This is a genomic window from Acinetobacter sp. AOR34_HL, from assembly GCF_027854795.1.
GTDB lineage: Bacteria > Pseudomonadota > Gammaproteobacteria > Pseudomonadales > Moraxellaceae > Acinetobacter > Acinetobacter junii.
The window spans coordinates 160691-173797 of record NZ_JAKTID010000085.1 but is presented as its reverse complement, the minus strand read 5'-3'; the positions used below and the strand labels follow the sequence as shown (position 1 = coordinate 173797).

8 protein-coding genes and 2 pseudogenes are annotated in these 13107 nt (G+C 38.7%); 3 read left to right on the top strand and 7 right to left on the bottom strand.

What is annotated here, in order from left to right; genetic code table 11:
• Positions 1-144: 144 nt before the first annotated feature.
• Complete coding sequence (locus MKL32_RS15490) at positions 145-1227, bottom strand: DUF475 domain-containing protein (RefSeq protein WP_004909842.1); 1083 nt, start codon at positions 1225-1227, stop codon at positions 145-147.
• A 174-nt stretch (positions 1228-1401) separates the two neighbouring features.
• On the opposite strand from MKL32_RS15490, the gene tenA reads away from it, so the two are divergent.
• Positions 1402-2076, top strand: coding sequence for a thiaminase II (gene tenA / locus MKL32_RS15485; protein ID WP_151790393.1), 675 nt, complete (start codon positions 1402-1404; stop codon positions 2074-2076).
• A gap of 154 nt (positions 2077-2230) precedes the next feature.
• On the opposite strand, the gene MKL32_RS15480 is transcribed toward tenA, so the two are convergent.
• The 3 genes from MKL32_RS15480 to MKL32_RS15470 all read right to left on the bottom strand — a co-directional run bounded on the left by MKL32_RS15480 (position 2231) and on the right by MKL32_RS15470 (position 4240).
• On the bottom strand, positions 2231-2584 hold the full coding sequence (locus MKL32_RS15480; RefSeq protein ID WP_004951378.1) for a DUF1304 domain-containing protein: 354 nt from the start codon (positions 2582-2584) through the stop codon (positions 2231-2233).
• Between the two features lie 72 nt (positions 2585-2656).
• The gene (locus MKL32_RS15475; protein WP_151790391.1) at positions 2657-3634 is read right to left on the bottom strand and encodes a zinc-binding dehydrogenase; all 978 of its coding nucleotides are present in this window, start codon (positions 3632-3634) and stop codon (positions 2657-2659) included.
• A 3-nt stretch (positions 3635-3637) separates the two neighbouring features.
• Positions 3638-4240, bottom strand: coding sequence for a TetR/AcrR family transcriptional regulator (locus tag MKL32_RS15470; RefSeq protein WP_151834613.1), 603 nt, complete (start codon positions 4238-4240; stop codon positions 3638-3640).
• 367 nt (positions 4241-4607) lie between these two features.
• Here MKL32_RS15470 and uvrA point away from each other — a divergent pair, with 367 nt between their 5' ends.
• Complete coding sequence (gene uvrA, locus MKL32_RS15465) at positions 4608-7439, top strand: excinuclease ABC subunit UvrA (RefSeq protein ID WP_270900732.1); 2832 nt, start codon at positions 4608-4610, stop codon at positions 7437-7439.
• A gap of 64 nt (positions 7440-7503) precedes the next feature.
• Here the strand turns inward: uvrA and MKL32_RS15460 are convergent, their stop codons facing one another.
• A complete protein-coding gene (locus MKL32_RS15460) occupies positions 7504-7725 on the bottom strand; it encodes a hypothetical protein (protein ID WP_227557994.1) in 222 nt (73 codons plus the stop codon).
• Positions 7726-8025: 300 nt separating this feature from the next.
• Between MKL32_RS15460 and MKL32_RS15455 the strand changes: the two are divergent.
• Positions 8026-9116 (top strand): annotated as a pseudogene (locus tag MKL32_RS15455) (IS3 family transposase).
• Positions 9117-9160: 44 nt separating this feature from the next.
• On the opposite strand, the pseudogene MKL32_RS15450 reads toward MKL32_RS15455, so the two are convergent.
• Positions 9161-10303 (bottom strand): annotated as a pseudogene (locus MKL32_RS15450) (P-loop NTPase fold protein); the annotation flags it as partial.
• 54 nt (positions 10304-10357) lie between these two features.
• Positions 10358-12079, bottom strand: coding sequence for a GGDEF domain-containing protein (locus MKL32_RS15445; RefSeq protein ID WP_151834652.1), 1722 nt, complete (start codon positions 12077-12079; stop codon positions 10358-10360).
• Positions 12080-13107 lie beyond the last annotated feature (1028 nt).

Here is a 13107-nt window from a genome sequence, read left to right as displayed (position 1 = left end):
TGAGTCCTTTATAGTTAAAGTGTTTGTTTGCACTCATATTTTAACTATTTAGACTCAGGTTTTTTTATTTAAAGCAAACTATGGGACAGTAGTGGACGTTACCGTCCCTTTAAAAGATCTTAAGTGATCAAACTGAAACTAATCTTAAGAGCTTAGCTTCTGTCGTTTACTGTATTGGATCGAGGCAATTACCGCCCAAACAATAAATGCGACACCAATCAAACCAGTCACCACTTCAGGTACATGTAAACCTGTACCACTAGCAATCATAATGAATGCCAATGCACCAATCGCATAGTGCGCACCATGTTCAAGGAAGATGTAAGCATCTAAAGTGCCTTTCTCAACCAGATAGATCGTCATCGAACGGACGAAGATCGCACCAATCGCAAGACCCAACATAATGATCACAACATCACTGGTAATCGCAAATGCGCCAATAACACCATCAAAACTGAACGATGCATCTAGGACTTCAAGATATAAGAAACCACCAAAACCTGCTTTGACAACACCTGATGCAGCCCCATTGCCATCATGCATTACGGCATTACCGTGTTCATCAATTTCAGGTTCACCACCCAATAAATGACTGAGAACTTGCACACCGATATAAACCACAATCCCCCAGATTCCAGCCATCGTCACTACCAGACGTTTGCTTTCCTCAACATTCGCCGCCATGATTAACATCGCAACCAAAGCAATGAAAACAGACATCGCAGGAACACTTGCAAGATGTGAGAGTTTAGATTCGATCCAACGGAACCAATGAGTTTCCTTTTCATCATCGAAGAAGAAATTCAAGAACACCATCAATAAGAAAGTACCACCAAAGGCTGCAATTTCTGCATGATGTTCCATCAAACGAGCTGAATAAGACTTCGGATCGTTAAGTGCCAATTTTACGACTTCCATCATGCCCATATCTGCTGTGACAGCAACAATCACGACAGGGAAAACCAAGCGCATACCAAATACGGCAATTAAAATACCCACCGTTAAAAAGATCATTTTCCAGAAATGATCCCAATTACGGAGTACTGATGCGTTGACCACGGCGTTATCAAAAGAGAGAGAGACTTCCATCACTGCCAAAATAGCAGTAATAGTTAATGCTTTCAGCATTGTTGCAATACCTGCTTCTGGACCATGCGTATAGCCCCAGTAAGCAGATAGTGCTAAACACACTACTGTAAAGAAAATTGAGAAACGAAAATGCTTCATGAGCAACCTTTTATTCGAAATCGTTTGGGTAGAAAAATGTGACTATTGTAGGCGAGTTTTGACCGAAAGACAGAAAAGATTGTTGGACTTATTTTGAGATCAAATACGATCAAAGCTAAGTTCTGATATAGTTTGAATAAAATCTTAGACTTATTGTTTTTACAGGTTCAATTTATGACTTTTTCTCAGGATGTCTGGCAGCGCAACATCGACCTTTATCAAAAAATCCTCGCACTTCCATTCAACCAAGAACTTGCAGCAGGAACATTGGACCCTCAAGTCTTTTGTCATTATGTGATTCAAGATGCGCACTATCTATTGGCTTATGGTCGTGCGCTTGCAGTTGCTGCTGCTAAAGCTTATGAAGCGGATGATGTGATTCAATTTTCTGAAGCTGCAAAAATTGCAATCATCGTTGAACGTAGTCTGCACAGTGATTTCATGCAAGAGTTTTCCATCAGCAAAACTGAGTTTGAAAATACCCCGCTCACCCTTGCCTGTCATCACTACACATCTTTTCTAACGGCTACAGCTTGGTCAGAGAGTTATCCTGTGATTTTAGCGGCATTGCTTCCATGTTTTTGGATTTATGCAGAAGTCGGGAAATCAATTATTCACCAATCTGCTGACAATAACCGTTACCAAGCATGGATTGATACCTATGCAGGTGAAGAATTTAATACAGCGGTAAACAATGTGATTGCAACGATTGATAAAGTAGCAGCGCGTTGCGATGAAGATACTTTAGCAAAAATGCACGCAGCATATACGATGGGTGCAAAGCTGGAGTGGTTATTTTGGGATAGCGCTTATCAGCAACGCCAATGGTTAGGGTTAGATCACGCTTAATCCCATAAATAATTAAACATGACATTCTTTTAGACATAAAAAAGCCCCATAAAGGGGCTTAGTCGTATATCGTATCGTCCGATATACTGTATGAGGCTCATCTCAAACTGGCTGCATTAAAACATAAATCAGATCGAGTGAATACCTTTATTACTTAAAAAAAGTTAACGGCAATTAAGGCTATCAATGCGGGTACAGATTGGATATAAATAATTTTTTTGCTCGCCGTCAAACCACCATAAATACCTGCAATCAATACACAACCTAAAAAGAAATTCGCCAAAGCCACAGCATAGGTTTCAGGTGCAATTAACGACCAGAATAAGCCTGCTGCAAGAAAACCATTATAAAGACCTTGGTTTTGCGCTAAAACTTTGGTGAGCTGGGCTTTTTCAGGTGTATTCGCAAATGCTTTTAAACCTGCTGGTTTATCCCATAAAAACATTTCCAATACCAAGATATAAACATGCAAGACAGCAATTAATCCTACGAGCAGTTGTCCGATCATCTCATTTTCCTTTTTATTGTATGACTCAATATCAGTAGACCAGCCTCACGACTGGTCATGCAATTTTCAAAATTAAGCTTTTAACAACACTTTACCCTGACGTGCTCCCTGAGTCGCTTTCAGTACAGCAGTTTTAATGTCATCAAAACTGAAAATGCCTTCTACAGGTAGAACCAGTTTTTTCTGGGTCGCAAGTGTAAGTAGCTCGACAAATAACGCTTTTTTACGCTCTGCTGGCATTTCTTTATTGACTATACTTGCCCAAAAGCCTTTCACTGTGGCCTGTTTAAAAATCAAATCACCCGATGAAATCTGCATGGTTTCACCCGTCATGCTGCCAAATGAAACTAATAAGCTATTTTCACTTAGTAGATTCAGCATTTCACCACTCGCCGCTCCACCAATTGAATCCACACCTGCAATTAATGGCTGATCAGCATGAATGGCTTTCACTTGTTGCTTCCAATCCGCCTGATCAGTCGCAACTACGTGTTGAATACCTAAAGCCTGCATTTCAGCAATCGCATCAGTACGACGCACGAGATTAATCACTTGCAAACCACGCGCTTGAGCAATCATGGCAACGGTTTTCCCCACCGCACCATTCGCTGTGTTCTGAATCAGCCATTGACCTGCTTGAACATTTACAAAGTCCAATAACATCAATGCACTAATCGGCATACCAATCAATTGAGCTGCTGTTTCATCATCAATCGCATCATTTAAAGGAATGATGCTTTGCGCAGGAGCAATAAAATATTCTGCCCAACTGCCATGTACCCCAGCGACTGCAACCCGTTGCCCTAATTTACTTTCATCGACACCTTCACCTACAGCATCGACGATACCTACCGCTTCACTACCACCAATTGCAGGTAAAGTTGGCTTATAGCCATAACTCCCCCTCACCGTCCATACATCATGATTATGGATTGGAGACATAATGGTCTTGATACGCACTTCACCTGCTTTAGGCTCTGGTTGAGGCATATCCGCTACTTCTAAAACATCTACGGGTTCGCCAAATTGGTAGTGGATAACACTTTGCATGATTTATTCCTGTATCGGTTGTAACAGCTGTTTCGTAGTATCAAAAGCGAGATGCAATGGAGCTTTGTCTTGTGCCAATTTGGTCATCAAAGCCGCACCCAACCAAAGCTGATACAACACTTGAGCTGTTTTAAATGGGTCAAGATGTGTTGGAATCGAACCTTGCTGCTGCCCTTCTTGTAATAGCAGCGCTATGCGTTGCGTGAGTCGATGCACACCTAAATTCAAAATTTGTCGCATGTCTTCTGATAAATCAGAGACTTCAGCCGCGAGTTTCACAATTAAGCAGTTTTCTGCCCAACTACCGTAAATTGGATCGTCAATCCACGCCTGCCACAACGCCATCAAACGTGCATAAGCACTTTGTTCAGTGTGCTGCCACAGCTGTTCGACACGTACTTTATAGTCAGCCATGTACTGCTCTAATAAAGCACAACCAAAGGCCTCTTTAGACGCAAAATAGTGATAGAACGAACCTTTGGGTACGTCACAGGCTTTCAAAATTTCTTGTAAGCCAACCCCAACAAAACCTTTATGCAATACCAATTCAAAACTGGTATCCAAGATGTGTTTTCGGGTTGCTTCACTTTTCATTGATCGTTTCATGTTCACACTATAAATAAATATTAGACCAGTCGTCTAGTAAAGTTATGTATTTTTTATTTAGCAACAGCTTTACAGTAGTAAAATGAGAAAAGGAATGATAAAAATACAACTCGGTTTGAGACTGATTATGTTTGAAAAAGTGGTCTGACCGTCACAATTTGTCGTTTTAAATATTTTTATACCACTTGAACAATTTTAAGGCGCTATCATATAAGACCTGTTAAACAGCACGATGCTGCTCTGCAATTATTTTAAATTGATTGGTACTGAACTTTCTCTCAAGACATTCAAATTAAATAATTGATGATGCACCCCATCAATGTTCAACGTCTTTTGATCTTCTATTGCATATTATTGAGATGTTTTCATGAGCCAAAGTCATATCCGTATTCGAGGCGCACGTACCCATAATTTAAAGAATGTGTCACTCGATATTCCACGTGACAAATTTGTGGTGATCACAGGGCTTTCAGGTTCAGGGAAATCATCGTTGGCATTTGATACCTTATATGCTGAGGGTCAGCGCCGTTATGTTGAATCACTTTCGGCTTATGCACGACAATTCCTTTCGCAAATGGAAAAACCTGAAGTTGATTCAATCGAAGGTTTATCCCCTGCGATCGCGATCGAGCAAAAATCAACGAGCCATAACCCGCGTTCAACAGTTGGAACAATTACCGAAATTTATGACTATTTACGACTGCTCTATGCGCGTGTGGGTACACCCTATTGTCCAGAACATGACTTACCGATGGTCGCACAAACCGTTTCGGAAATGGTCGATGCAGTAAAATCGCTTGAAGAAGGTACGGCACTGATGTTGCTGGCACCTGTGGTCCGTGAGCGCAAAGGCGAATACAGTAACTTATTTGAACAATTACAAAGCCAAGGCTTTGTGCGTGCGCGTGTCGATGGCGAAATTATTGATATTGATACCCCACCTGAATTAGACAAAAAGAAAAAACATACCATCGAAGTCGTCGTCGACCGTTTCAAAGTCCGCGATGATCTTGGCAATCGAATTGCTGAATCCTTTGAAACTGCCTTACGTTTAGGTGGCGATATTGCAATTTTATCGTGGCTGAATGGTGAACACCCTGAACGTGTCTTTTCAGCGAAACACTCTTGTCCTGAATGTGACCGTGCGGTTGCTGAACTCGAGCCTCGTTTGTTCTCATTTAACAATCCTTTTGGTGCTTGCCCTGTCTGCGATGGTTTAGGGACGCGTAGTCATTTCAGCGCCGACAAACTTATTCCAAACCCAGAAGTATCGATCAGCCAAGGTGCAATTCGTGGTTGGGACAGACAGCGTCCGTATTACTATACGATGCTTCAAAAAGTCGCAGATCATTTTGATATTCCACTCGATACCCCGTGGAATCAACTGGATAAAGAGACACAAAAGAAATTCTTACAAGGTACAGGCAAAGAAAAAATCGACCTCAGTTATATTGATGAACGTGGTCGTAAACATAATCGTGTGCAACCTTTTGAAGGAATCTTGCCACATTTGGAACGTCGCTATCGTGAAACGGAATCGAATTATGTCCGAGATGACTTAGCCCAATACTTATCTAATGCTGCTTGTGATGCGTGTGGTGGTTCTCGTCTCAATGAAATCTCGCGTCATGTTCGTGTTAAAGACAAAACCATTGCTGAAATCACCAAGATGTCGATTGGTGATGCAGAAAGTTATTATCAAGACCTCAATCTCGAGGGTGCTAAAGGCGAAATCGCCGATAAAATTTTTAAAGAAATTCGTGAACGTTTACACTTTTTGGTGAGTGTTGGACTCAATTATTTAAGCCTAGCACGTTCGGCTGAAACCCTTTCAGGGGGTGAGGCACAGCGTATTCGTCTCGCTTCGCAAATCGGTGCAGGCTTGATGGGTGTGATGTATGTGCTTGATGAACCATCGATTGGTCTACACCAACGTGATAATGATCGCTTATTACAAACGCTCATTCGTTTACGTGATTTGGGCAACACCGTGCTCGTCGTTGAGCATGATGAAGATGCGATTCGTGCTGCGGACCATATCATTGATATCGGACCAGGTGCAGGGATTCACGGTGGTGCGATCATTGCTGAAGGAACTTATGACGAATTGGCGAACCATGCCGATTCGCTTACAGGTCAATATCTTTCAGGCAAATTAAAAATTGCAGTGCCAAAACAACGTACCCAATCACCACGTCCTGATGAAGTGATTAAGCTTTCAGGCGCAAGCGGACATAATCTTAGAAATGTCGATTTAACCATTCCTTTAGGCATTATGACCTGTGTCACCGGCGTTTCAGGTTCAGGAAAATCAACCTTAATTAACCGCACTTTATTACCTTTAGCAGCCACTCAACTCAATGGTGCAACCACTCTTACCGCAGAAAAGTTTGATTCAATTGATGGTTTACAACACTTGGATAAAGTGGTCGATATTGACCAAAGTCCAATTGGTCGTACGCCACGTTCGAATCCTGCAACTTATACAGGGTTATTTACCCCAATTCGTGAGTTATTTGCACAAACCCCTGAAGCAAAAGCACGTGGTTATAGCGCAGGTCGTTTCTCGTTTAACGTAAAAGGCGGGCGCTGTGAGGCATGTGAAGGCGATGGCATGATCAAGGTCGCGATGCATTTCCTGCCTGATATGTATGTGCCTTGTGATGCCTGTCATGGCAAGCGTTATAATCGTGAAACACTGGAAGTAGGCTATAAAGGTAAGAATATTTCTGATGTGTTAGAAATGACGGTAGAAGATGCAGCCGAATTCTTTAGTGCAATTCCTGTGATTCATCGTCGTCTAGAAACACTGACTCAAGTAGGACTGGGTTATATTCGTTTGGGACAGGCAGCAACAACCCTTTCAGGTGGTGAGGCCCAACGCGTGAAATTAGCGCGTGAGTTAGCAAAACGTGATACGGGTAAAACCTTATATATCCTAGATGAGCCAACCACAGGTTTACATTTCCATGATATTGCCAAGTTACTCGATATCTTGCATGAGCTACGTAATAAGGGTAATACCATTGTGGTGATTGAGCATAATTTAGATGTGATCAAAACTGCCGATTGGGTGATTGATCTTGGCCCTGAAGGTGGTTCTGGTGGTGGTCAAATTATCGCTGAAGGCACGCCTGAGCAAGTTGCTGAAGTTGATATTTCACATACAGGACGTTTCTTAAAACCGATGTTGAAGTAATGTTCTAGCTCTCATTCTTCTAACCTCATTCTCTAAATTGAGGTTAGAAGTAATGGATAATCAATCATCTAAAATTATTAAGCTTTTCCAGCAAATGATTCTCAATAATATCCTGCATATACCTTTTTTTAAATTCGGATTCCTCACCAATTTTTTCTAAAACACTTACAACTATTGAGCGTATAAAATCATCTTCTACTGGAATTAAATATAACCTTTTTAAATACTGTATCAAGCTATCATTTTCCTCTACAAAGAAAGATTCCTGATAAATTTCTTCTGTCAAATACTTAAACCATTCATCTAATGGAAATGTTCGTAATTGATCTTTATCATTGTCACTCTCAAAATTACCATAGCGTAAAAAGTGAGATAAAATATTTTTTAAATATTTTTCTTCAACATGACCTATAGCTAAATCATCAATATAGGTATAAAAAATATTATTTTCATTCCCCCGTAATTGCCGCTCTTTTTTCGCACGTGAGATTGCAGATTTTAGGTCGGAGTCAATAGGTAATCCCCCCTAAAAATAAAAGGATGTAAAAGTAGAATTTTCTCTTAAGATCAAAGCAGGAGATTCTGCATGAAAACATCTAAATTTACTGACAGTCAGATTATGTCTATTTTGAAACAAGCGGAGTCTGGCACGCCTGTTGCCACCCTTTGCCGTGAACATGGTATGAGTAATGCGACTTTTTACAAATGGCGGGCTAAATATGGCGGCATGGATGCCTCATTAATTACTCGATTGAAAGAACTAGAAGCCGAAAATGCCAAGCTAAAAAAGATGTATGCTGAAGAGCGGCTTAAAGCTGAAATCATTCAGGAAGCCATGTCAAAAAAGTGGTAAAGCCATCTTGTCGTCGTCAGATGGCACAACAAGCCGTTGGTGATCATGCCGTCAGTATTCGTTTGGCCTGCCGTGCATTTAGTATCAGTGAAACCTGCTACCGTTATCAGTCCAAATTGAACGATGACAATGCACTGATTGCAGAACAATTGATTGAACTCACCGAAGAAAATACAGATTGGGGCTTCGGGCTATGCTTCTCTTATCTACGCCATGTTGAGAAGTGTGGTTGGAATCATAAGCGTGTTTACCGTATTTACTGTGAGCTGGCATTGAATCTGCGGATCAAACCAAGAAGACGATTAAAACGACATGTACCTGAACCATTGAAGGAACCAACTCATCCAAATCAAGTATGGTCATTGGATTTTATGCATGATCAGTTAAGTGATGGACGAAGTTACCGTTTGCTTAACGTAATTGACGACTATCGACGTGAGGGTTTAGTGATTGAAGCAGGTTTTTCACTGCCTGCACTGCGCGTCATTCGTACACTTAACCAATTGCTCGAATGGAGAGACAAACCGCTTGTGATTCGCTGCCTTGCGTAGCAATGCTACTCAGGACCTGAATTTATCAGCCACGAATTCGTACGTTGGGCAGCTGAGCATGGTATCCGTATTGAATATATTCAACCAGGCAAGCCACAACAAAATGCTTATATCGAACGATACAATCGTACAATGCGTTATAGTTGGGTGAGCAAACATTTGTTCGATACATTGGAGCAAGTACAAGATTATGCAACACAGTGGTTGTGGCACTACAATCATGAACGACCACATCAAGCTAACGGAGGCAAACCACCTTTGATGGCTGCTTAACCTCTACTTTTAAATTCAGTTATTTATGGGAGGATTACCCTAAAGCTTTCAACAGCTGCACATTTTTCATTGAATGAAGCAATGTACTCTAAGTCCTGTTCTTCCAACTTCAAATCATGCCGTTTTTCAAAAATCTCCCACATCCTATTCTTAATATTTTGATTTTCCTCTGAAATCAATGCAGCATTAGCTAACCTACTTAATTCATTAAAATTAATATTATCTCGTTGCTCAAACCACTTTTTAAATTGAATTAACCATTCATCCTCACGATTGAATGAATAAGATACTTTTTGCAAACCTTCATAAGTTTGCTTTTTTCTATATGACCAATTTTCTCTTTTCTGATCTGTAAAATATTGGCAGTCCTCCCATCTATACTCTAACTGACTGAAATCATGAATTAAATAACCTTGAAGGATACGAACCAAAATAATTTCTTTCGTTGAGTCAGCAACTACTTCTGGTAAAGACTTTCTAAAATCACGATACAACTTAATTACTTTTTGAAAAAATCGAAAATTATGTATATCTAACTTATCAGCAAAATCAATCATCAGGTTAACTAATGCTTCATCAATATCTTCCGCATTTTCCCTTATCAAAGGCTCAACAGAATTGATAACAATCGTTTCATCGATTAACTTTTCTTTATAGTCCGCATACTTTTTCTTATTGTCACCTTCAGCTTTATCTTCATCTAAAATCAATATGACCTGACAATTCTTTTCTAATTTTAAATAGTTGGCTAGCCCCATGACATCTTTAATATCAAGTTTATTAGACATACGCTCAAAGTCATCAAAACAAATAATTGCATCTTTGACCTGATTAAACATGAGGCTATCAAAAATTTTAGTAGAAGCGCTTAAACCGAATTGTGAAACTCTAGTATCTTTTAGAATCGATGGCAAACCCCGAATCCATCGAGGAATCTCTAACGTTGAGTGGTTATTCTCAATATTGCTATAAATATGCGTTTTTAAATCACTCAGTGACTCAAGACCAAATAAAGAGATATAGACATACTTCTTTTTAAAATTATATTCATCTATACATCTTTTCCAGAAGAAAGTTTTTCCCACACCCCAAGGTCCAGTAATCGCAATTGCTGTTCCGACTTTATTATTTTGAAAATTTTGTTCTAATAATTCTGTTAATCTTTTTTCTTTCTCTAATATGTCCATCAGATCGTAATGCTTTAAATATAAAATTTTATAATAATTCAATAATTGAGCGAATCAAGTCTCAACTATATTCTTCCCTTTAGCCTTCGCTCTTAACATCGATTGATCCGCATTTTCTAGCAGTTCAAGCCAGCTTTCTGCTCCGACAGCAACTCCAATACTTACCGATACTTGGATGGATTCACCTAAACTCGAAACCTCTATAGACTGACTGGCGATTTCAGTACGAATACTTTCCGCAATATGCTTAGCTGCATCTAACTGAATATTTTCAATGACCACTAAAAATTCATCACCACCATAACGCACAATCAGATCAGATGCCCTTACGTTATGCTTCAATTGATCCGCGATCATTGTAATCACCTGATCACCCACAATATGACCATACTGATCATTGACCAACTTAAAGTTATCAATATCAATCACGATCACACCTGTTTTAGAAAAGGCATTTGGGCGACTTTCCAAAACCCGAATGTATTCATCCAAAGCTAAGCGATTCGCTACACCAGTCAGCACATCGGAGTTCGCAATTTTCTTCAACTGAGACTCCATCATGTCTCGTTGTTTTAACATCGCTTTTAAACGATCGATCGCTTCGAATAATGAAGCAAATTCCTGTTTTGATGCTTTCGTATGCAGGTCTTCATAGGACGTGTTAGATAAGCGTAAGATCATTTGGCGAGCCCTAATTAAAGGCATAAATACCTTTCGCTTGGTATAAATCATAATAAATAGAGCTGTCAGCAATGAAACACTGGTCATACACAATGTAAAAATCAGTTGTTGTTTTGCTTTTCTATTCTGCTCATACGCTACTTGGATACTGCTATCCAAAATATAATTTTGTAGATCCATCACCGTAATAAATTTATCTACAATTTGCTCCGTGAGTTGCATCCCTGTAAGTGAATAAGTTTGTTTCTTTGCACTCTCATCTAATAATCTTGAGATCAGTGGTAATCCCTGATCAAGAAACTCCGTTTTTACACGTCGATGTAAACGATAATATTCTGTAGTTTTGGTTTGTTCAGGCTGAATCGTATCGACCAATGACCATAGATATCTGGCTTGATGTTGAGTTTGTAATGATCGAGCACGATTAATATCTGATATCGTTTCCTTAAACGTCACAGGTGCCATGATATTAGATGCTACGCGGCCCGCTTGATCACGCATATCCGTTAAAACAACAATCGAAATAAAGTAATTTGACATCTTACTGTCTTTACTTTTTGCTTCTAGCATCAAAGCACTCAGATATTCACGTGTCTTATCCCATGCAGCGAACATGGAAGCTATCGCATGATCTAATTCTGCTGCATTACGTTGTTTTGGAGGGATCAGAGCATAGTCATCAACGACTTTTCGTGACTGTGCTAATTGAGTTTTTAAATCAGAATTTAAAGCCGTCGCGATAGAGTTAAAACCTGCTTGATGAAGTGTTGTAATCGCCTCATCAATTTGCTGATCAACAACCAGTCTAAATTCTTTCAACTCCTTTTGATGTTGCTGAAGCTCATCAGGCGTACTCGACATGAGCTTATTGGCAGGCGCTCGCTCTCTTGAAATCTTATTGGCTGTTTTTACTAAGGCACGCAAACTTGTGATTTCTGATAATACTTGTTGAGTTTTTATATAATCTTGATAACTATGAATTATTAATGGAATAGAAATGTATAAGATCGAAAAAATAATCACGACCATGCAAGAAAATAGACGAAGGCTAATCTGCTCTGAACGTAATTTAACACGTTTCAAACTACGTTCCATGAAGACATCCTACTCTTTTCAAAAACTCATCCTATTTGATTTCTTGAGAATATTAATCTTACCTTAATTTTTAAATTGCGCTGATATGATTCCAATTAATTTTGAGACTTTTATAATCAAAGAATAATATGCAACTTTTTAAATTTCATTTTATTAAAATAACACTTTAAAATAATTAAACTAGTTTAGTTTTAACAATACTCTGGTGTATTTACAAGTATTTATAAAAAATGAATAGTCTCTTTATCATTTGATACAGCATAAAATTTTAAGCTATTGATTTAATTAAAAAAACAAATAATCGAAAAAACAAATTCTCAAGATAAATATTATCAATTTCCCTAATTAAGTAAAAAGAGACACAATCAATTTAGATAAGAAATTAAGCAATTTGATACAAATTCCTCAAGGATGTTTCTCCCAATGATCAAACATCCTTCTTCTCATACCCAACCCACCTCATAGGGTTGGGTCTTTTTTTATTATTAATTTATTAAAAAACCATCAAAACCAAAAACTAAAGCAGAATATAAACACCACGGAAAAATAATATATCCCAGATAATCTAGTTATTAACCATGTGATATATGTGATTCATTATCAATATAAAGTTATGCCAAATGCAATCGAAACACTTTCAACATCTTGAATATCAGTCATTGAGATCGTGCTATTTTGATATTATTTTTTTAAAACTAACTGCATGTGGTTTTTTTAATATTGTCATACTTTGTCTTACAACATGATGTCTGAAGCTGATCAAAACAGTCGATCGAACAGCTATTTCATAGATTTATAAATAATTTTTTATTTGAACAACTTATAAATCAAATTTCCTACACTAAAAAATTGATAAAAAAAAAGCTCAGCCTTGGGGAAAGCCGAGCTAGTAAAATCAGATGCTTTTAAACATCGAATACTCAAGAAAATGTTATGAGATAGAATGCTAAACAAATATCTCTTGGGCGCAATTATGTGAACTAAGTCTCCAAATGTAAAGTCGATTAAATAGATCAAGATTCTTTTTT